General features: G+C 59.4%; 22 protein-coding genes. 11 read left to right on the forward strand and 11 right to left on the reverse strand.

From position 1 onward, the window contains the following. Positions 1-83: 83 nt before the first annotated feature. Entirely contained in the window at positions 84-1007 is a 924-nt protein-coding gene (locus HF945_RS15065) for a homoserine kinase (RefSeq protein WP_290523385.1), read from the forward strand. 330 nt (positions 1008-1337) lie between these two features. Here the strand turns inward: HF945_RS15065 and HF945_RS15070 are convergent, their stop codons facing one another. Then, positions 1338-2426, reverse strand: coding sequence for a cellulase-like family protein (locus tag HF945_RS15070; protein WP_290523386.1), 1089 nt, complete (start codon positions 2424-2426; stop codon positions 1338-1340). 165 nt (positions 2427-2591) lie between these two features. Between HF945_RS15070 and HF945_RS15075 the strand changes: the two genes are divergently transcribed. After that, positions 2592-2939 (forward strand): hypothetical protein, encoded by a 348-nt coding sequence (locus HF945_RS15075; protein WP_290523387.1) that lies wholly within the window; start codon positions 2592-2594, stop codon positions 2937-2939. Between the two features lie 272 nt (positions 2940-3211). On the opposite strand, the gene HF945_RS15080 is transcribed toward HF945_RS15075, so the two are convergent. Further along, positions 3212-4102: a zinc ABC transporter substrate-binding protein gene (locus tag HF945_RS15080; protein ID WP_290523388.1), complete on the reverse strand. Its 891-nt coding sequence runs from the start codon at positions 4100-4102 to the stop codon at positions 3212-3214. 270 nt (positions 4103-4372) lie between these two features. On the opposite strand from HF945_RS15080, the gene znuC reads away from it, so the two are divergent. The 3 genes from znuC (at position 4373) to HF945_RS15095 (ending at position 7472) form a co-directional block, all read left to right on the forward strand. Continuing rightward, positions 4373-5143 carry a zinc ABC transporter ATP-binding protein ZnuC gene (gene znuC, locus HF945_RS15085; RefSeq protein ID WP_290523389.1) on the forward strand — a complete coding sequence of 257 codons (771 nt, stop codon included), beginning with the start codon at positions 4373-4375 and terminating at the stop codon, positions 5141-5143. Beyond that, entirely contained in the window at positions 5136-5921 is a 786-nt protein-coding gene (znuB, locus tag HF945_RS15090; protein WP_290525429.1) for a zinc ABC transporter permease subunit ZnuB, read from the forward strand. The genes znuC and znuB overlap by 8 nt, the downstream gene beginning before the upstream one ends. A gap of 270 nt (positions 5922-6191) precedes the next feature. After that, positions 6192-7472: an MATE family efflux transporter gene (locus tag HF945_RS15095; protein ID WP_290523390.1), complete on the forward strand. Its 1281-nt coding sequence runs from the start codon at positions 6192-6194 to the stop codon at positions 7470-7472. A gap of 195 nt (positions 7473-7667) precedes the next feature. Here HF945_RS15095 and HF945_RS15100 read toward each other — a convergent pair whose 3' ends face one another. From HF945_RS15100 to rd, 5 genes are all read right to left on the reverse strand, one after another. Further along, positions 7668-8729 carry a GGDEF domain-containing protein gene (locus HF945_RS15100; protein WP_290523391.1) on the reverse strand — a complete coding sequence of 354 codons (1062 nt, stop codon included), beginning with the start codon at positions 8727-8729 and terminating at the stop codon, positions 7668-7670. 367 nt (positions 8730-9096) lie between these two features. Further along, a complete protein-coding gene (locus HF945_RS15105) occupies positions 9097-9738 on the reverse strand; it encodes a hypothetical protein (RefSeq protein WP_290523392.1) in 642 nt (213 codons plus the stop codon). Between the two features lie 176 nt (positions 9739-9914). Then, positions 9915-10292: a hypothetical protein gene (locus HF945_RS15110; RefSeq protein ID WP_290523393.1), complete on the reverse strand. Its 378-nt coding sequence runs from the start codon at positions 10290-10292 to the stop codon at positions 9915-9917. An 85-nt stretch (positions 10293-10377) separates the two neighbouring features. Further along, positions 10378-11526, reverse strand: coding sequence for an FAD-dependent oxidoreductase (locus HF945_RS15115; RefSeq protein WP_290523394.1), 1149 nt, complete (start codon positions 11524-11526; stop codon positions 10378-10380). Between the two features lie 86 nt (positions 11527-11612). Next, entirely contained in the window at positions 11613-11777 is a 165-nt protein-coding gene (gene rd, locus HF945_RS15120; RefSeq protein WP_290523395.1) for a rubredoxin, read from the reverse strand. A gap of 217 nt (positions 11778-11994) precedes the next feature. Between rd and HF945_RS15125 the strand changes: the two genes are divergently transcribed. The 5 genes from HF945_RS15125 (at position 11995) to HF945_RS15145 (ending at position 16711) form a co-directional block, all read left to right on the forward strand. Then, positions 11995-12552, forward strand: coding sequence for a chorismate lyase (locus HF945_RS15125; RefSeq protein WP_290523396.1), 558 nt, complete (start codon positions 11995-11997; stop codon positions 12550-12552). Positions 12553-12740: 188 nt separating this feature from the next. Then, positions 12741-13613: a 4-hydroxybenzoate octaprenyltransferase gene (gene ubiA, locus HF945_RS15130; protein ID WP_290523397.1), complete on the forward strand. Its 873-nt coding sequence runs from the start codon at positions 12741-12743 to the stop codon at positions 13611-13613. A 273-nt stretch (positions 13614-13886) separates the two neighbouring features. Continuing rightward, positions 13887-14591: a phosphate regulon transcriptional regulator PhoB gene (gene phoB / locus HF945_RS15135; protein ID WP_290523398.1), complete on the forward strand. Its 705-nt coding sequence runs from the start codon at positions 13887-13889 to the stop codon at positions 14589-14591. A 63-nt stretch (positions 14592-14654) separates the two neighbouring features. Further along, positions 14655-15965 carry a phosphate regulon sensor histidine kinase PhoR gene (phoR, locus tag HF945_RS15140; RefSeq protein ID WP_290523399.1) on the forward strand — a complete coding sequence of 437 codons (1311 nt, stop codon included), beginning with the start codon at positions 14655-14657 and terminating at the stop codon, positions 15963-15965. Positions 15966-16126: 161 nt separating this feature from the next. Continuing rightward, the gene (locus HF945_RS15145; RefSeq protein WP_290523400.1) at positions 16127-16711 is read left to right on the forward strand and encodes a TIGR00730 family Rossman fold protein; all 585 of its coding nucleotides are present in this window, start codon (positions 16127-16129) and stop codon (positions 16709-16711) included. Positions 16712-16758: 47 nt separating this feature from the next. Here the strand turns inward: HF945_RS15145 and HF945_RS15150 are convergent, their stop codons facing one another. Next, the gene (locus HF945_RS15150; protein WP_290523401.1) at positions 16759-17304 is read right to left on the reverse strand and encodes an NADPH-dependent FMN reductase; all 546 of its coding nucleotides are present in this window, start codon (positions 17302-17304) and stop codon (positions 16759-16761) included. Between the two features lie 672 nt (positions 17305-17976). Here HF945_RS15150 and HF945_RS15155 point away from each other — a divergent pair. Then, positions 17977-18135: a YqaE/Pmp3 family membrane protein gene (locus tag HF945_RS15155; RefSeq protein ID WP_153498813.1), complete on the forward strand. Its 159-nt coding sequence runs from the start codon at positions 17977-17979 to the stop codon at positions 18133-18135. A 170-nt stretch (positions 18136-18305) separates the two neighbouring features. Here HF945_RS15155 and HF945_RS15160 read toward each other — a convergent pair whose 3' ends face one another. The 3 genes from HF945_RS15160 to HF945_RS15170 form a co-directional block, all read right to left on the reverse strand. Beyond that, entirely contained in the window at positions 18306-19166 is an 861-nt protein-coding gene (locus tag HF945_RS15160) for a pirin family protein (protein ID WP_290523402.1), read from the reverse strand. Positions 19167-19250: 84 nt separating this feature from the next. Then, positions 19251-20258, reverse strand: coding sequence for a glutathione S-transferase family protein (locus tag HF945_RS15165; protein WP_290523403.1), 1008 nt, complete (start codon positions 20256-20258; stop codon positions 19251-19253). Positions 20259-20439: 181 nt separating this feature from the next. Continuing rightward, positions 20440-21027 carry an NAD(P)H-dependent oxidoreductase gene (locus tag HF945_RS15170; RefSeq protein ID WP_290523404.1) on the reverse strand — a complete coding sequence of 196 codons (588 nt, stop codon included), beginning with the start codon at positions 21025-21027 and terminating at the stop codon, positions 20440-20442. Between the last annotated feature and the right edge of the window lie 116 nt (positions 21028-21143).

Genomic DNA, 21143 nt, shown 5'->3' on the forward strand with positions numbered 1-21143 from the left:
GCCTGTTATACCACCGCCAGCAGGCAGAGTCTTTGCCCGGGAGCCGCGCAACCGCTCCCGGTCGCCGAATCAGGAACCCATGCATGTCCGTTTATACCCCGCTCGACCCGACACAGATGGCCCGGCTGCTGGCGCCCTTTGGCTATTCGCTGGTGGATTACCGGGCGGCCAGCCATGGCATCGAGAACAGCACCTTCCTGATTGACGCCACGGATCGTCAAGGCAGGGCAACCGCCCTGGTCCTGACCGTGTTTGAAAGCCTGGACAGCGATTCAGTGCACCCCTACCTGCATCTGCTGGCGGCATTGGCCGCGGATCCACACCTGCCCGTGCCCGGCCCGCTGGAGGATGACCAGGGGCAGTGGCAAATCACGGTGGCAGGCAAGCCCGCGGTGCTCATGCCGCGCCTGCCCGGCGAGCACGACTTTGCCGTGGATAACAACCGCTGCAGCCAGGTCGGCGCCTTGCTGGCACGCTTGCATCAATGCGACACCCAACCTCTGCTGCCGCTCGCGGATGAGCGTCAGCGACTGCTCTCCCTGCGTGACCAGCTGAGCCAGTTACCCGCCGATCAGCAAGCCCCCGCCCGTACCCTGCTGGACGCCTGGCAGGCCAGCCCCACCGGCCACACCCTGATTCACGGCGACCTGTTTCGTGACAACCTGTTATGGCAGGACGGCCGAATCAGTGCCCTGCTGGATTTCTACAACGCCTGCCTGGATCACCCGGAATACGACCTGGCGGTGACCCTGAATGACTGGTGTGTAACCGCTGATGGCAAGCCGATAGCGGAACGTGAGCAGGCATTGCTGGAGGCTTACCGGGCCAATGGCGGCACGTTCGACCGCGCACGCCTGCAACAGGCCCTGGCCGTGGCCGCCCTGCGTTTCTGGCTGTCCCGCCTGGCCGGCCCGGTGTCCGAACACAGCGAGGGGCAGGGCAGCAAGGACCCGGAAGAGTTCGCGAGGATTTTTGGGTGGCGGATGCAGGGGCTGGAGGGTGCCTGATGCAATAAGGCCCGCCCGGTAACCCGGGCGGGCCTTATTGCACCGATACAACACTCGCTATACCCCGCGTAGGAGCTCAGCTTGCCTGAGCGATCCGAGCCCTAGCGAGGCAAGGATTCCAGAAGCGAGTGGCGAGTAACGAGTTTCGAAAGGCATAACCCATGATCGTTCTGCCTGGTTTCTGGAATCCTTGCCTCGCCAGGGCTCGGATCGCGGTCGAACGACCGCTCCTACAGCGGGGTATCACCAGGGTGGGGCGATGTATCGTTAGGCTGTTTGGGGGTTTGGGTGTTTGCGTCAGGCATCTGGCATCCCGCATCCGGCGTAAAATCAACTGCCCGCCAGAATCATCCGGTTCAGGTGCGCCAGATACTCCTGTTCCTGCCATAGCCAGGGGTAATCCGGGCAGGCCAGGGAGCTGGGGGTGAGCGCTTCCACACCCTGGGTGAGAGCGTTGACCACCATCATTTCGTGCAGGTCTGCCCAGCCGGTGGGCAGCCGACGCAAATGGCGGGGCTGGTTGACGAAGCCTTCGCTGAGCACCGGGTGCATGCGCCGCAAACGGGTAAAGGCCATTCTGCGATTGAGCTGATCCTCCAGCCGGCGCTGCCAGTGGTTGCCGGCGGCATCCAGCAGCATCTGCTTCACCGGGCTGGCAAACTTGCTGAGTAACCCGGACAGGGGCATGGTGTCGCCACTGGCCAGCCTGTAGCGCGGGTCATCATCCAGCCACAGGCTGAAATCCAGAAAATCCAGTTCGCTGGTATCCAGCTGACGCAGCTGCTCACTCAGTGCCACCGTGGTGCTCATGCCCACGGGCACGGAGGGAAAAAGGGCATGCAGGGCCCGGGGAATCTCCAGCAGATAGGCTTCCAGGCGCTGATTGGCCTGTTCCGACCAGTGCGTAGGGAGTGGCCGCTCGGGAGAACGCTGGAATACCCGCCGGGCGACACCGTGGGCCGCTGGCAGGGAGGGAAACTGGTAACAGAAATCCAGCCCCGCCACGTCATCCAGGTAACCCCAGTCCGAGACCAGCGAGAGGGTGTCACTCCACACCGAGACAAAGTCTTCCGGGCGGCGCACGAAGGAGCGCCGGGCGCGACTGTCATTGACGAAGCGGCTGCTGAACCAGACCTTCATGCCCCGTTCATGGGTGGACTGCATAAGATGCTGCAGGGCATTGCGGATTTTCACTTCCACCTGACGTCCGCCGGGAGGCATCAATTCACAGCGATCCAGGTGGATGCCGTTTTCCGGGGTCGCCACCAGATGCGGGCAGGGATCCAGGCGCAGGGCATTGAAGCCACGCTGCTGGGTTTCGTCGAGGACACGCTCCAACGAGGCAAAGGCACCGTCGCGCAAATCGCGGTGCAGTAGCCAGGATAAATCCCAGCGGGCTATTGCCAGGGGTTGAGGCATATCGGTGAAGTCTCCCAATCAAGCGCACCAGCATACCGGTTTCCGAACCGGCCTCAATGGCCGTGGGCCCTGTTATCGGTGAAATGACCCACCTTGACACAAGGGTCACGTCACCGATTCCCCCCACGGGGGAGTCGGGCTATGATCACAGGCATGAAAAGAATAATGCTTCGCACATTGATGATGGTGACGCTATCCCCGGCGGTACTGCTGGCCGACGAGCAATTGCCCGACAGCGCCCCGCCGGATGACCAGGCACCGCAAACCCGTGAGAAGGGTCCCAATCAGGCTCTGAACAGCGAGGAGCTGGAGTCCCTTTACCTGCAATCACCGGTGGAACTGGACACCACGGACGAAAGCCAGGGGCTCAATGCCCTGAGCTCAGATTCCCGTTATCTGGAAAGTGATCAGGAATTGCTGCAGCGCCAGCGCGACACGGTACAGATCATCCCCACCCCGGAAGAAGCCACGCCCCCCACACCGCCCACCCTGATACCGGTGAGGGACCTTTAAGAGAGACGCAGCACGCTTCCTGCAACACGCGGGCGATTCGGGCATAACAGTGTTCCGTTTTTTTGTGGGAGCGTGCTTGCACGCGAAGCCTTTCTTTCAGGGTCAAATTCGCGTGCAAGCACGCTCCCACATAGACCCCACGCTGGGCTTGAGTGAACGGCATTGGGCGGATCTTAAAAGCGTTTTTGGTTTTCGAAACGCGTCTCTCGAAACTCGCTTCTGGAGCCTACCCCGCCAAGCTGCAGGCATACCCTAAAGTGCATAGTGGGCTCTTACAGAGCGCCTTGCAGACAGCGTTCGAATCCCTGCCCCAGATGCTCGAGCCAGGCCAGATAGTCCAGTTCCGGCTGATCCCGCCCCAACGGGTCCAGGGCCTCCGTGCGGCAGTCCGGGCATAGCCGCGCCAGCATGGCCATACGCGCTTCCGGTTCGCGAATCATGCACTGCACTCCCTGCTCACGAATCTGCGCGGCCAGGGCCACAAAGCGGCGGCTGCCGGGGCCGGCATCCAGCTGCTCGCTGACCACGACCGGCTCCGCCAGACCCAGCGGGTCAGTAAGATAGCCCCAGGGGTGGTGGTAGGTAAGCCAGGGCACCTGGGCCAGTGGCGCCAGACGGGCGCGCCAGCGTGGCTGGAACTGTTCTGCCTGCACCCGCCAGGCGCCGGGCTGCTGGTCTGCCAGTCCCTCCGGCAGCGCCGCGGCCACGGCGTCTGACAGCACGAGCATGTTGTTCACGGACAGCCACAGATGCGGGTCCAGATAGGCATCATCGCCGCTATGCGCATGCTCGCGATGATGGTCGTGGTCGTGGTCATCATGCTCGTCATGCTCATGGGCGCCGCCTTCCCGGCGCACCACACCCGCCAGGTCCAGCAAGGCGATTGATGGCTCGCCACGTCGCGCCACCAGTGGTGCCAGTGGCGCTTCCACACTGGTCCCCAGCCATACCATCAAATCCGCCTGCTTCACCAACAGCGCCTGACGCGGTGACAGGGCCAGCTGATGCGGGTTCTGGTTAGCCTGCAGCAGGGTCAAGACCTCCACCTCGGGGCCATACAAGCCACGTAATACCTTGGCCAACGGTTCCACACTGGCCACGATGGTCTGGCTCCAGGCGGGGGAGCAAGTCAGGAGCAGGATTGTCAGCCAGAAACGGCGCATAACGTGTTCACCAGTACGAGGCCCACAGCGGGGCGGAGCATTCAGTTGAAAGTTTAAAGTTCAAAGTTGAAACGCGGGCCAGGCCAGCGGGTTTTGAATGGCCTTGCCCGCGCTCGACGGTAATGGCGCGGGTACAGCGACCCAGAACGCAAAACCCGTCTCGCGCCTTTTCAACTTTGAACTTTAAACTTTCAACTCACTTCTCGCCCTTCAGTGCAGGCGAAAGGCGGGCAGTATATCATTGCGCCTTTGTATTACGGGCCCCTTCTTATGTCGGAACCATTGGTTAACGTTGATGCCGTCTCGGTCACCCTGGGGGGTACCCCGGTGCTGTCCGACGTCAGCCTGACCCTGGCCCCCGGGCGGATCACCACCCTGATCGGCCCCAACGGCGCCGGCAAGAGCACGCTGGCGCGGGTGGTACTGGGACTGGTGAAGACAGAGAAAGGCAGCGTGACCCGCCGCAAGGGGCTGCGCATTGGCTACATGCCCCAGCAGATCAAGGTGGACGACAGCCTGCCGCTGACCGTGGACCGGTTCCTCTGGTTGGCCGCCAGCGGCCCCACGGCTGCCCGGCGCACCGCCCTGGAGCGCGCCGGTGTGGCCCACCTTCGCCGCCGTGCCGTGCAACAGCTTTCCGGTGGCGAAATGCAGCGGGTACTGCTTGCCCGGGCGCTACTGCGCAAGCCGGACCTGCTGGTGCTGGACGAACCGGCCCAGGGGGTGGATGTGGCGGGCCAGAATGCCCTTTACGGCCTGCTCAAGGATGTGCGCGAGGAGCTGGGCTGCGCCATCCTGCTGATCTCCCATGACCTGCATCTGGTGATGGCTGCCACTGACGAAGTGATCTGCCTGCAACGCCATGTGTGTTGCTCCGGCAGTCCAGAAAGCGTGAGCCGTGACCCGGCTTACCACGAACTGTTCGGCCCCGCCGCCGGCACCCCGAACCTGGCGCTGTACACCCACGATCATGATCACGACCATGATCTGCACGGCAATGCCCACCACCACGACCATGAAGGCCCCTGCAACCATGATTGAACTGCTGCTGCCTGCGCTGCTGGCCGGCCTGGCCGTGGCTCTGGTCTCCGGCCCCATGGGCGCCTTTGTGGTATGGCGCCGGATGGCCTTCTTCGGAGACACCCTGGCCCATGGTGCCCTGCTGGGTGCCGCCCTGGGGCTGGCCCTGGAGATCAATCTCTACCTGGCGGTGGTGGCCGTCTGTCTGGGTCTGGCGGCGGCACTCACCGCCCTTCAGCATCAGCGGCAACTGGCCGGGGACACCCTGCTGGGGATTGTCGCGCATACCACCCTGGCCCTGGGCGTCATTGCCATCAGCCTGCAGACCGGCATTCAGGTGGATCTGTTTGCCTACTTGTTCGGTGACCTGCTGGCGGTAGGCTGGCGCGATGTGGCCGGCCTGTGGAGCGGGGCCATGGTGATTCTTGTGTTGATGCTGTGGCAATGGCGCGCACTGCTCAGCATTACCGTGAGCGAGGAGCTGGCCCAGGTGGAAGGCGTGGCGGTGCAACGCACCCGACTGCTACTGATGCTGTTGCTGGCGCTGCTGATTGCCGGCGCCATCCGCACGGTGGGGGTCTTGCTGATCACCTCCCTGTTGGTGATCCCTGCCGCCAGCGCCCGCCGCCTGACCCACACCCCGGCACAAATGGCCATGGTCGCCAGTCTGTTTGGGACCCTGGCGGTACTGGCCGGGCTGACGGTGAGCTGGTTCGCCAATACCCCGGTGGGCCCGTCCATTGTGGTGGCGGCCAGCGGGTTGTTTGTGTTGACGTTATTGCGGCGAAGTCGGTCGTAACAGCAGTTGAAAGTTTAAAGTTAAAAGTTGAAAAGGCGCGAGGTCGCTTTGGGTGATCTGGAACTCTGTGCCCGCGCCCTTACCGGGGAACGCGGGCACGGCCATGCAAAACTCTCTGGCCTGATCCGCGTTTCAACTTTTAACTTTAAACTTTCAACTCAGCCCACCGCCCAAAACATACCTGATCGCCTTGCAGTCGACGCCGACACGCTCGTTTCGCACCTCAAGTGGTGCTACAGCGGCTTCGTAGAAAGGTTTGCCGGAGTCTGAATGAGTCTGTCCCTTAACCAACGCATCTGGATGCTGGCCTGGCCGCTGCTGCTGTCGAATCTGACTGCACCGCTGCTGGGGCTGGTGGATACCGCCGTGGTCGGGCACCTTTCACACCCCCGTTATCTGGCGGCGGTGGCGTTGGGCGGCAATTTCTTCATGTTCCTGTACTTCTCTTTCAATTTCCTGCGCATGGGGACCACCGGGTTTGCCTCCCAGGCAAAAGGCGGCAAGCGGGACACCCGGGTGGTGCTGCTGCGTGGCCTGCTGCTCTCCTCGGCACTGGGGGTGGGGCTGATTGTGCTATCACCCTTGTTGCGCGAGACCGGTCTGTGGTTGCTGGGCGGGAGCGATCAGGTGCAGGCGCTGGCCCGGGATTACATCAACATTCGCATTCTCGGCGCCCCCGCCGCCCTGGCCAATTTCGCCCTGATCGGCTTCGCCATCGGCACCCACAACACCCGCGTGCCACTGAAAATGACCCTGCTGATGCACAGCAGCAACGCCCTGCTGGATGTGCTGCTGGTACAGGTGTGGGACTGGGATGTGCGCGGGGTGGCCACGGCCAGTGCCTGCGCCGAATACATCGGCCTGGCGGGGGGCCTGTTCTGGCTGCGTCAGTCCTTGCGCCCACCCCGGCAACGGGAGCCGGTATGGCAACTGTCTGCCATCCTTGCGCTGATGGGTGTGAACCGGGATATCTTCATTCGCAGCCTGGCCCTGCTCAGCTGCTTCTTTTTCTTCACCGCCCAGGGGGCCCGTCTCGGTGATACCGTGCTGGCCGCCAACGCGGTACTGATTACCTTTCTGCTGATTCTCAGCAACCTGCTGGATGGCTTTGCCAATGCTGCTGAAGCCCTGGTGGGTGAAGCCCGGGGCAGGGAGGATCATCACGCACTGGTGCGCGCTATCGCCGCCACCGGTCGCTGGACGCTGGGCTGTGCGGTGATCGGGCTGCTGCTCTTCGCCGTGGGTGGGACGCCCCTGATCGGTTTGCTCACCGACCTGCCCGGGATTCGCGACACCGCCATCTTCTATCTGCCCTGGGTGCTGTTGTTGCCCCTCACTGCCAGTGCCGGTTTCTGGCTGGACGGCATCTTTGTGGGGGCGACCTGGGGTGCCGCCATGCGCAACACCATGTTGGTATCAGTGGTGATCTTCTTCATCCTGTGGGGGCTGACGCGGGGCTGGGACAACCACGGCCTGTGGCTGACCATGAACGGCTTCATGGCGGCACGGGGGCTGTGTATGGGTTGGGTGTTGTGGAGGAGGTTGAGTTGAAAGTTTAAAGTTCAAAGTTGAAACGCGGACCAGGCCAGAGAGTTTTGCATGGCCGTGCCCGCGCTCGCCGGTAATGGCGCGGGCACTGACTCTCAGAAAAGAAAAACCTGCCTCGCGCTTTTTCAACTTTGAACTTTAAACTTTCAACTGATTTTCTCAGCGTCAGGCATCCGGCGTCTTGCGTCCGGCATTCATTCAATGCTTCGCCAGACCATTCTTCTTGACGGTTTTTTCCTGATACATGCGGTGATCTGCGTGCTTGAGTAACGCGTCGGCGCTGGCATAGTTGTCCGGGCCGGTCTGCACCACCCCCAGACTGATATTCACATTGGGCAGCCGTTCAGCCAGCAGGCGCTTGATCCGCTGACAATAGGTGCTCATGGCCTGTTCTTCAGTACTGTTCGCCAGCACCACACAGAATTCGTCACCGCCATAGCGCACACAGGTATCCTCACCGCGGGCGGCTTCCTTGAGCACCTTGCCCAGCTCACACAAGACCTGATCACCATAGGCATGACCTCGATCATCGTTAAGGTGCTTAAAGTCATCCACGTCCACAAAGATCAAACTTACGGGCTCGTGGCGGCGCTCCGCGGCCTTCAGCGTGCGTTGCAGGGCTTCATGCAGAAAACGCCGGGTGGTCAGCCCGGTGAGGGAATCGGTGCGTAATTCACCCGTGCGCATGGCCACGGTTTCCTCCAGGGCACGGGCGTAGTCCTCGGTGCGGTTTTTCACCGCCTCGATTTCCGACAACATGCTCTGGATGTAGGTTTCGAACACCAGCGTCACATCAAAATAGATCAGCTTGTCCAATGCCTTGATCACCCGCTTGCGCTGATCTTCTTCCGAAACCAGATCAGCCAGGTTTTCCACCAGCAAGCGGCGCAGCAAATAGACGGCGGAAAGATAATACTTTGGCTCAACACCGATGCGCTTGTGTACCAGGCCGATACGCAAGCGGTTATTGGCGTATTCCAGATCGTAGCTGCCGGCAAACAGGTCGAGGATATAGCGACGCTGGGCAGCCTGAAGTCGATCCAGGGTGTCGGCATCACCAATCAGGGTGGCGATCTCGGGGTTGCTGGTCTGGATGCCGTAAAAGGTATCGACTATGGTATCCAGGCGCTGCTCCACCTGGGCTCGACACTGGGTCAGGACGTCCACATCCTCTTCGCTGAAATCCAGCAGATGCTTGCGGACCCGCAACTCCGTTTCCGTCACACGCAGCTGTTCCAGCAACGTCTTCATGGTCGACATGTCAGCTCCCTTGCCCCCCGCAGACCTCCTTGGTCTGATTTTTATAATACGCTGATGGCAAAAGAACACTACTGGACGAAATGACGCATATCCGGCCCAGCATACCGTTCAGGCAAAAAAGTGACGCGGTTCACATTTTAAGCTGTGCGCGGAGTTGTGAAGGGCAAAGCAGGAGCGAGCTTCGAGCTTCGAGCTGCTAGCTTCGAGTTGCGAAAAGCCCGAGAAGGGTGGAAGGGCAAGAAGCACCTTGGTGGCTGACGGGCGTCATCTCGCCCGGGAAGGGATCATTGCCAGCGGCGCGGCGAGAGCGCTATTCGCATAGCAACCTCTCTCCCGCGACTCGTAGCTCGTAGCTCATAGCTGGTCTTCAACGCTTCAGACCACCGTCACGGTCCAGCTGGCCGACCACGCTCTTGGCATACCCCTCTGCACCGGCCTTGAGGCTGTAAGGGTTCATGCTGCGCGACTGAGCCTGCCAAACGGGCTTCTTGTTGGCCACATTGTAGAGCTGGGTCTGCAGATAGTAGTCCGTGGCGTTCTGGTAGTAACCCGGCTGGTAGACCGCGCTGTAGCTGTAGCCCACATAGGGCCCATAACCCAGATACAGGGGCGCGGACGTCATGGGCATATAGTCCACCTGGGGCGGCACATACTCGTCACGCTCTTCCACCTTGAGCAGACTGACCACCATGACACCGTCGGCGCCACTTTCCTTCACCGCAGCTTCCACATGAGCCTTGTACTGCTCGGCCTGCTGGCTTTCCCCACCCAGCGTGGCCGAGGCCAGCGTGGCAGTCACATCACGCTTTGCCAGACTCTTGCTCACTTGCTGCTCCACCGCGGCCGAGGTCACCGCGGACTCCGACAACACCACCACAAACAGGTGCGCAAAGGCCGGGCGGGGCTCGCCGGTCTTGGTCTGCCAGGTGGATTGGGTTTCGGTGGTGGTGGCACAGGCCGCCAGCAACAGGGCCGCACAGAAAACAAGGGCACGTTGAACCATCTGCATGGGAAATCCTTCGATATGCAAAGTAAAGTGCTGACAGAGTAAGGCGTTTTACGCACAGAGGCCACAGCGATCACCAGCAAGACATCTCTTTCCTCAGTGCTCTCTGTGACCTCTGTGGTAAATCCGGTTGTGGTTTTGAGCGTCTGGCATCAGGCGTCTGGCGTCCAGCGGCGAAGCTACTTCTTTCCGCCCGGCATGATGAATTTCATCAGGGTCATGAACCACATCAGCTGGCCAGGATCACCCTCGATCTTGATATCGCCCGCCTGCATGCCTTCCATGAACGCCATCTGGTTCTTGCCAGCCTGCTTCAGGGTAGCGAAGGCATAGTCCGCATCCTTGAAGTTCAGGGTCACGGTGGGAGACGGGTTAATACCGCCTTTCGCCACTACCTTGCCCGGGGTGAAGTGAAACCAGCGCGCCGGCTTGCCGGTGAACGTCCGCCACTGCATCACCACATTGCGGTTTTCCAGTTGTTTGCGAAAACCTTCATCACGCCACGCCAGCCAGCGCAACCGCCAGCCGAGGATCAGCAGAACCAGAGCAAATTTCATGAAACGTCCTTAATCAGATCAGCAACACGCTGCATGCTACACGCACCACGCGCGTGATGCGTGAAGCGTGTTGCCTGTTGCGTCCCTACGGCATTACCGCCGGCAGTTCCTTGTTGAGCTTCATCTTTTCCTTCACCGCATCACCGGTGAGGGCATAACCCAGCAGGCTGCCGTCCTTGCCGCGGAACAGGGCCTGTACGGTGTTGCCGTCCGCCTGGATTTCCCAATCGCCTTCGCTGCCTTCTGCCGCCGGGCAAACCACGACCGGACAGGCCGGGGTCTTGATGGTTACCGGCATCACCCCGTAGCTCACCTCTGTGGTTTCACCGGCCAGGGTCTTGGCGAGAGCACGCGCGGAGGCCATCAACGGCAGTACGTAGGGCAGTACATGGCCTTGCACCTCGGCACAATCTCCCAGGGCATAAACGTCTTCAGCACTGGTGCGCAGCGTCTTGTCGGTGATGATGCCGCGGTTGGTCTCCAGGCCCGCTTCCTGGGCCATGCTGATACGCGGGCGCAGGCCAATGGCAGACAGCACCACATCCGATTCGATCTTGCTGCCATCGGAAAGTTCGGTCACCAGGGTATCGCCCTCACCGTGATGCACGGCCTTGGCCAGCGGCCCGAAGTGAAATTTCACCCCGAGTTCGGCCAGCCCATTACCCACGGCTTCGGAAGCGGCTTCCGGCAGCAGCAGCGGCAAGCAGCGGCCCATGGGCTCCACCAGCTCCACCTGGAAGCCACCATTGGAAAGATCGTTGGCGAATTCGCAGCCGATCAGACCGCCGCCCAGGATGGTGACTTTCTTCTTGCCTTCCAGGGCCGTGCGGAATTTGCCGTAGTCCATCAGATCGTTGACGGAAAACACCTTGCCAACCGCATCGCCTTCCAGCGGCGGTGTCCAGGTATCGGCGCCCAGCGCCAGCACCAGCTTGCTGTAGTCCAGATGATCATCCGGCAGCAGCACACGCTTGGCGGCGGTGTCGATACCGGCCACATGAATGCCGGTGCGCACATCCACATTAAACTGTTCCGCTACCTTTTCCGGGGTCGCCATGCACAGGTCATCAGCGGTTTTTTCCTTGGTAAAACCGGCGGACAGCATGGGCTTGGAATAATTGCGACCGTCGTCGGCGGTGAGCATGACGATGGGCGTTTCCTTGTCCAGCTTGCGCAATTCCTTGACGGTGTTGAAGCCGGCCAGGCCGGTACCGATGATGACTACAGGGTTCATGGATGATCCTTTACGATGCGATGGATGGGCAGGACGTGATGTGGGCCCCGCATCCATTGCGGGGCAGAATCCGGATCAGGCCGGACTCAGATTTCCACCATTTCGAAGTCTTCCTTGCCGACGCCACAGTCGGGACAAACCCAGTCTTCCGGCACGTCATCCCAGGCAGTACCTGGCTCAATGCCTTCTTCCGGCAGACCTTCGGCTTCGTCATAGATGAAACCGCACACTACACATTCCCACTTCTTCATGGTGAACCTCATCGATGTAAAGTAAGCGCCCACTCACAATGGCGCATACAGGGTGTTTCTTGGGGCCGCCTAACCTATCGGTGCCAGCAGCAAAAATCAATGACAGTGGGCACTGTCAGGTTAGGTCGCAGCGGGCACTGGAGGGCGTCTGGCTTGCCCTTGTGGCCCCCATGGGCCATAGTCCTGCCGCCCGTATTCCCCTTATCCATCGAGAGCTATGTTGCCTGCCGCCCTGCATCCTGACCGCCACTGGCGCCCGCTGGAACAGCTGGTGATGCCGCCCGCTATTCGCGACTGGATGGCTGATCCGAACTCTCTGACCCTGCGCCTCAAGCGTCATGGGCGCTTTCGCGTGGTCCCCGGCTTTCATGCCATGGCCGTGCCACAACGGGCTGAACGCCAGCTGCTGGGCCTGCCAGACCGCCAGGCTGCCCTGATCCGGGAAGTGACCCTGCTACTGGATGAGACCCCGGTGGTAGCCGCCCGCAGTATCCTGCCCGTGGCCAGCCTGCGCGGTGCCAACCGCTCCCTGGGACACATGGGCAGCCGGTCCCTGGGACTGGAGCTCTACAAGCGGCCAATCTGTCAGCGTGACCAGGTCTGGGCACGCATGGCTTCCCCCGGCCACGGTCATCCGGTGTGCTGGGGTCGACAGTCCCGCTTTATCAAACGGGGCGCGCCCTTGCTGGTGGCGGAATATTTCCTGCCCGCGCTTTGGGAGAAGGTGGGGAGTCAGTTCAAAGTTGAAAGTTCAAAGTTAAAAAGCGCGGGGTAGACAGTTGCCAAACGGGCAGGCCCTACCCTCGATTCAAAACCATGGGGCGTTTTCATTCCTGTCGCGCGGCGCAAACGATATTCGTCTGGCACCACAAATCTGTCGCGCGTTTCAACTTTGAACTTTCAACTTGCAACTCAACCCCTCCCATCCGGACAATACCCCCACGCCCGACAACCGGATGTCCCATGTTTGCCTTCGTTGAACACCGCTATCCTGCCCTGTGGCCCTACATTCAGCTGATGCGCCTGGACCGGCCCATCGGTACCCTGCTGCTGCTTTGGCCGACCCTGTGGGCGGTGTGGATTGCCGGCAATGGCACCCCGAGCCTGAAGACCATCGTGGTCTTCTTCCTCGGGGTGGTGATCATGCGTGCTGCCGGCTGCGTGATTAATGATTTTGCCGACCGGGATTTCGACGGGGGCGTGGAGCGCACCAAGGGGCGACCGCTGGCCACCGGTGCCATCAGCAGCAAGCAGGCGCTGGCCCTGTTTGCCGGCCTCGGGCTGATGGCCTTTGTGCTGGTGCTGTTCCTCAACGAGCTGACCTTCTGGCTGTCCTTCGGGGGCCTGGGGCTTGCGGTCCTCTATCCTTTCACCAAGCGCTTCACTTTCATGCCCCAGCTGTTTTTGGGGGCCGCCTTCAGCTGGGCCATTCCCATGGCATTTGCCGCAGAAACCGGTGCCGTGCCGGAAATTGCCTGGCTGCTGTATGTGGCCAACCTGGTGTGGACGGTGGCCTATGACACCCAGTACGCCATGTGCGATCGGGAAGATGACCTGAAGATGGGCATCAAGAGCACCGCCATCCTGTTTGGCGACGCCGACCGGCTGATGATCGGCGTGCTTCAGGGGCTGACTCTGCTGGCCCTGATCATGATCGGCCAGCGACTGGAATTTAGCTGGCCCTGGTACGCCGGCATCGCCGCCATGTCCGCGACCTTTATCTACCAGCACACCCTGATCCGCTACCGCGAACGCTGGCCCAGCTTTCACGCCTTCCTGAATAATCACTGGAGCGGGGCGTGTGTGTTTGTGGGGCTGTATTTCCAGTACTTCTGAGTTGAAAGTTTAAAGTTCAAAGTTGAAACGCGGACCAGGCCAGCAGGTTTTGCATGGCCGTGCCCGCGCTCGACGGTAATGGCGCGGGCACAGAGATTCAGAACGGCAAAACCTGCCTCGCGCCTTTTCAACTTTGAACTTTAAACTTTCAACTCATCACTGCCTCTCCCGCTTGCATTTCCCCTGAATCCGGCTCAACTTGTCATACGCATGTCATAAAAGAGCAATCTAATAGGTGACCATACCTAGAACGACAGGCGAAGGAAGGAAGCCATGTCCCGTAACCGCATTTTGATTGTTGATGACGAGCCAGCTATCCGCGAGATGGTGGCCGTCGCCCTGGAACTGGCAGATTTTGATGTGCTGGAGGCGGAAAACGCCCAGCGCGGTCATGAAATCATCGTGGACGAGCGCCCGGATCTGGTACTGCTGGACTGGATGCTGCCCTCGGTCACCGGCATCGAACTGGCCCGCCGCCTGAAGCGCGACGAGACCACCAATGAAATCCCCATCATCATGCTCACCGCCAAGAGTGAGGAAGACAACAAGGTGCAGGGACTGGATGTGGGTGCCGATGACTACATCACCAAGCCCTTTTCCACCCGTGAACTGATCTCCCGCATCAAGGCGGTCATGCGCCGGGCGTCCAGCGTTGCCGCAGAGAAGGCCATCGAAGTGGAAGGGCTCTGCCTGGACCCGGTCAGCCATCGCATCAGCGCCAATGACGAGCCGGTGGACATGGGCCCCACCGAATACCGTCTTCTGGAGTTCTTCATGAGCCACCAGGAGCGGGCCTATTCCCGCACCCAGTTGCTGGACCAGGTGTGGGGCGCCAACGTCTATGTGGAAGACCGGACCATTGATGTACATATCCGGCGCCTTCGCAAGGCGCTGGCACCGTTCGGTTTTGACCGCTTTATCCAGACCGTGCGCGGCACCGGCTACCGTTTTTCCGTGAAGGCCGCAAAAGCCTCCTGAGCGGAAAAATGTGATAGGGTGCACGCAGTATCGCACCCCTGACCTGGCAAGGGCGACACAGACATGAAAGCGAGTCTGGCCAAAGAAGTTAACCGAATTGTCGGGCTGCTTGCCCTGGCCGCCATTGCCGCCATTGCGGTGGGCCATTTCTGGCCCCTGATTGCCGGCATGGTGGGCTATATCATCTGGAGCACCCGGCAACTGTTCGCCCTGTACAGTTGGCTGGTGCGCGATGACCACACCGAGCCTCCGGACAGCATTGGTCTGTGGGGCGAGTTCTACACCCGGCTGGAACACCTCTTCCAGAAAGAGCGTCGCGCCCAGGAAAACCTGCAAGGCATCATCCACCGCGCCCAGCAATCCGTGAATGCACTGGAAGACGTGGTGATCCTCATTGATCAGCATGGTTACCTGGAATACTGGAACGCTGCCGCCGAACGCTACATGGGCTTCAACCCCTCACAGGATCTGGGCCAGCCCCTGACCAACCTGATCCGTCACCCGCGTTTTACCGATTATCTGCACAGCGGCGATTTCCGCGAAGCGCTGGAGATTCCCTCGCCGGTGGATGACAACCGTATCCTGCAATTCCGGGTGACCGAGTTCGGCATTGGCGAACAACTACTGATGGCACGGGATGTGACCCGTCTCCATCATCTGGAACAAATGCGCAAGGATTTCGTGGCCAACGTGAGCCATGAGCTGAAAACCCCTCTCACCGTTCTCAAGGGCTATCTGGAAACCCTGCTCGATACCGTACCGGACGAACAGGCACGCCTGCGCCGCGCATTGACCCAGATGGAAAGCCAGTCCAATCGCATGGAAGCACTGGTCACCGATTTGCTGCTGCTGTCCCGGCTGGAAAATACCGATAGCGACAATGACAAGCAGGCAGTGGCAGTACACGGCATGCTCAATCGCATGCGCGAGAATGCGCTGGCCATGAGTGCCGACAAGCATCATCAGATCGAACTGGATGTACCGGAAGGGGCTCGGCTGGTGGCCAACCCGGCGGAGCTGGAAAGCGCCTTCGGCAACCTGATCACCAATGCAGTGAAGTACACGCCGGACAGCGGCCGCATTCGCATCCACTGGTGGCAGGATGACAACGGCGCCCACCTGTCGGTCACCGACAACGGGGAAGGCATCGACCCGGCACACATTCCCCGCCTCACCGAACGCTTCTACCGCCCGGACAACAGCCGCGTGACCCAGACTGGCGGCACCGGGCTGGGGCTCGCCATCGTCAAGCACGTGATGCTCCGCCATGGTGGCAAGTTGGAGATCAAGAGCCAGCTGGGCCAGGGCAGCACCTTTACCTGCCACTTCCCGGCAGCCAGACTGGTGAGCAAGCCCACAGCGGTGGCGGGTTGAGTTGAAAGTTCAAAGTTCAAAGTTGAAACGCGAACCAGGCCAGCAGGTCTTGCATGGCCGTGCCCGCGCTCGCCGATAATGGCGCGGGCACAGAGATCCAGAACGGCAAAACCTGCCTCGCGCCTTTTCAACTTTGAACTTTCAACTTTAAACTGTCTCTCATGAAAAATATCTGTGTGTATTGCGGCTCCAGCTCCGGCAAGGGTGAGGCCTATCTGTCAGCGGCGGATGCACTGGCGCAAGCGTTGGTGGAGCGGGATCTGGGTCTGGTCTATGGCGGCGCCAGCATTGGCGTCATGGGCGAGCTGGCCAGAGCCGTGATGCAACGTGGCGGCGAGGTGATTGGCATCATGCCGGAAGCGCTCATGCGGCGGGAAATCGGCTGTGACCACCTGACCGAATTACAGGTGGTGGAATCCATGCACGAGCGCAAGGCTGCGATGGCCGCACAGTCCGATGGTTTCATCGCCTTGCCCGGCGGCATGGGCACCCTGGAAGAGCTGTTTGAGATTCTCACCTGGGGACAACTTGGCTTTCACAACAAGCCGGTAGGGCTGCTCAACGTTGAAGGTTACTTCGACCACCTGATCCGTTTTCTTGAGCACGCCGTAACACAAGGCTTGCTGCGCCAGCAGCACCGGGAACTGCTAAGGGCTGCTCAGGATCCCGATGTCTTGCTGGATAATTTCCTGAAAGAACCCGCGCCGCTGCTGGATATCTGGATCGAGAAACAAGACCAGTTGTGAAAAATGTCGGACGTCTGACTTCCGACGTCAGACGTCCGACCCTTATTTCATCCTTTCAAGGTTGCATGCCAGCCTTTCAAGGCCTGAAGTTGTTTGGCAATCATGTCACGGGCTTTTTCGTCGGTGAGGTCACCGTTATCATCACACTTCTGGTGAGCTGCGGACACGAAGACTTCCGGTTTGTTGAGTAGGGGGACATCCAGGCACACCAGCACCTGCCGCAGGTGATACTGACTGCGACTGGTCCCCATGCCACCCATGGAGGCGCCCATGATTGCGGCAGGCTTGCCGGCAAACACGCTCCCCTCGACCCGTGACAGCCAGTCAATGGCATTCTTCAACACACCGGGGATGGAATAATTGTATTCCGGAGTCGCAAAGAGCAGGGCGTCCGCATTTTGCACTTGCCGGGCAAGCCGTTCCACCGCCTCAGGTTTGCTGTCACCATCGTCATCGCCGTTATATAACGGAATGGCAGAGATATCGGCCTGCTCAATCAACATGCCCGACGGCGCCAGCTCAGCGGCTGCACGGACCAGTCCTGAATTGAACGACCCCTGTCGTAACGACCCTGAAAATGCCAATACATTCATGTCTTGCCTCCCTGTCTGTTATTCGGTGCTCTCGCCCGGCATGCCATCAGACTACACCAGGATTATGTTTCAATGCGCATGCTTTACCCGCTGCTGTTTTTGCCTCATCGCGGATTAGCGGGAACCAGGACCTTCCCGTAGGAGCATCGCTCGCGGCGCGATTCCAGACCAGAATCAAAACGTTAACACCACAGAGTTCACAGAGACCACGGAGGAAACCCATTGTTCTATCTCTAAGATCTCTGGGACCTCTATGGTAAAACTGGCTTTGCTGCTTGTGTGGGAAGTTCAGCTTGCTGAACGAATGCAGATGCAGACCAGGGCATGCAATCAGAACCTTCGTTCAGCAAGCTGAATCTCCCACCAGACATCGATTTCACCCAAGGCCTGGTAAACTGCTTGAATCAACCGCCCCGAGCTCAGCGAAGGAACACCTGACAAGGCGCCCCCCCCCGGGTGAGCGGAGCGAATAACCGACGTTCCTGCGAGACAGGCCTTGTGTAAAGCCTTCCCTCAGATCCGCGATGAACCGTTTTTTTGCAAAGCGGCCGAGATATTTTACCTGTAACTACTGACAGCGACTCGCACCCGTGCTTATCTGTAAGCCATTAGGAAAAACGATACGCGCTTACATTTCCGGTATCGTAAAGACCCCAATAAGGAGTTTATGTCATGGATCTGTTACGCATTCTTATTGCCATCCTGCTACCCCCGCTGGGCGTGTTTCTCCAGGAAGGGCTGGGCAAGCATTTCTGGATCAACATCGTCCTGACCCTGTTTGGCTATCTGCCCGGCATCGTGCATGCGGTGTGGGTGATTGCCTCACGCTAGCCAAAACCCTCCCCCCACAGCAACCCGGATTGCCTTGGAGGATATCGAGTTTCGAGAAGCGAGTTACGAAAGGCAAAAACCCTGGATTCAGATTGTCAGGTTTTCGAAACTCGTTGCTCGCTTCCCGCCCCGTTTTCCGGTAAGTCATACCGCTGTTTACGGCCCGGGGTTTACAGCTGCGACGGTTCTGCCGTCAATGTGCCGTCGCGATAATCACTCAGGGCCTGATTGATTTCTTCCTGGGTGTTCATCACGAACGGGCCGTATTGGGCAATCGGTTCGCCCAGCGGCTTACCCGCCAGCAGCAGTAATCGGGCACCTTTTTTCCCAGCCTGCACAGTGACCGAATTACCGTCGGTGAGTGTCGCCAGGTGATCACAGGATAGCGTTTCACCCGCGACCAGCAGGTCGCCTTCGAACACGTACAGGAAACTGCCATAGCCTGACTTGATCGGTACCGCCAGACTTTCGTCAGGCCGCAACACCACATCCAGATACAGCGGATCCGTTACCCCGCCTTTCACCGGTGCCACCAGCACCTCATCAGCCAGGCTCACTTCCCCGGCAATAATCTTCACCTGACCACCGCTGGGAAGATCCAGGCGTGGCATCTCTGTATCGGCAATGTCACGGTAACTGGCCGGCTTCATCTTCTCTGCCGCTGGCAGGTTGATCCAAAGCTGGAAGCCCCGTAACAGACCGTCCTGCTGTTGCGGCATTTCTTCGTGAATGATGCCGCGCCCGGCGGTCATCCACTGGACACCACCCTGCTTGAGATCACCTTCATTGCCCAGGTGATCACGGTGGCGCATGTGGCCTTCCACCAGATAGGTGACCGTTTCAAAACCGCGATGGGGATGCGGCGGAAAACCGGCAATGTAGTCATCCGGATTGTCCGAGGAAAAGGCGTCCAGCATCAGGAACGGATCCAGGCGCACCATCGGGTTATACCCCAGCGCACGCTTGAGACGAACGCCCGCGCCATCGGATGTATCCAGAGCACGAATTGTGTTGAGAATAGTGCGTTCCATGGGAACCTCCTGTGGAAAGAAGCTGTTAGCTATGAGCTATCAGCTTCGAGTTAGAATCAAAATCTTTTCCTCATAGCTGATAGCTCACAGCTGATCACTGATCTTTCTCTCCCCCAATCGCTCGCGGTCGTGAGGTGTATCCCAGTCCAGCTGCGGGCCGGTGGAGATGATTCCGTGGGGATTCACCGTCGGGTGGCTGCAGAAATAGTGATGTCGGATGTGTGCCAGGTTCACGGTTTCTGCTACCCCGGGTAGCTGGTAAATATCCTTCAGATACCCCTGCAGGTTCGGGTAATCACTGATCCGTTTGCGATCACATTTGAAGTGCGTGACATACACCGGATCGAATCGCACCAGTGTTGTCCATAAACGGATGTCGGCTTCGGTGAGCGTGTTACCTACCAGGTAACGCTGTTCACCAAGACGCTTTTCCAGATATTCCAGCCGCGCAAACAGTGTCGTTACCGCTTCGTCATAGGCTTCCTGACTGGTGGCAAAACCACTCTTGTACACTCCGTTGTTCACGTCGTGATACACCGGCTCGTTGATGGAATCGATTTCTGCCTTCAGCGCATCGGGATAATAGTTGCCCGGTGTTGCGCCCAGTGCATCAAAGCTGGTGTTGAGCATGCGGATGATTTCTGCCGATTCGTTGCTGACAATGGTTTCCCGTTGCTTGTCCCACAACACAGGCACGGTTACCCGGCCGCTGTAGTTGTCATCCGCTTTCAGATACAACTCATAGAGTTTTTCAAAACCGTACAGGTCATCACCGGTGGCACCGTCAAAGTCGTCACGCAGTTCCCAGCCGTTTTCCAGCATGTGCGGATGCACCACGGACACACCGATATGCTCCTGCAACCCTTTCAGTGCCCGCACGATCAGAGTGCGGTGTGCCCAGGGGCAGGCATAGGACACATACAGATGGTAGCGCCCACTTTCGGCAGCAAAGCCATCGTCACCACTGGGGCCAGCCGCACCATCCGCAGTGACCCAGTTACGAAACTGGCTTTCGGAGCGCTTGAAGCGCCCTCCGGTGCTTTTGGTGTCGTACCACTTGTCCTGCCATTTGCCGTCGACTAACAGTCCCATGATGTCTCCTGATCTTTGTAGCGGGATTCAGCGTGGTTGAGTTGAAAGTTCAAAGTTTAAAGTTGAAAAGGCGCGAGGCAGGTTTTTCTTTTCTGAGAGTCAGTGCCCGCGCCATTACCGGCGAGCGCGGGCATGACCATGCAAAACCCTCTGGCCTGGCCCGCGTTTCAACTTTAAACTTTCAACTGATTTCTGCCTTCGCTTCTTCCAGCGCCTTCACCTTGATATCGTCGCCCATGTTCAGCCCTTCCGCGTACACGAAGCTCACATCGTTGATGCCCATGAAGGCAAAAATCATCTTGATGTAGGGCGTCACTGTGTCGTTGTCGGTGCCAGCATACAAACCGCCACGGGCGGCCAGTACTGTCACCGGCTTGTCCTCCAACAAGCCGATGGAGCCCTGATCGGTGTAGCGAAAGGTGATCCCGGCACGGGCCACATGGTCGATCCAGCTCTTCAGCTGGCTGGGGATGCCGAAGTTGTACATGGGCAAGCCCAACACCACTTGGTCTGCCGCCTTCAGTTCCTCAATCAGCGCCATGGAAAAATCATCCACCTGCTGTTGCTCGGCAGAACGCTCATCCTCAGGGGTGAAAAAGGCCCCCACCCGCTTGCCGTCCAGATGAGGAACCGGATCGGTCGCCAAATCCCGTTCCACGAAGGTAGCTTCAGGGTGTTCGGCCTTGAGCGCGTCCACCTTGGTATTGACCAGGGCAGAGGAGTTGCCGCCATCACTGAAAACACTGCTCTTGATTACCAGAATATTCATCACGTCACTCCATCCTGTGGGGCCGCTCCGGCGGACCAGCCCGTTTAAATTCGATGAATCTATTGTGATTTCAGATTAACCGATATAAAACAGAGTAAATTTGCTTGTTTAGGTCA

It is taken from the genome of Alcanivorax sp. (assembly GCF_017794965.1).
Taxonomy (GTDB): Bacteria; Pseudomonadota; Gammaproteobacteria; order Pseudomonadales; family Alcanivoracaceae; genus Alcanivorax.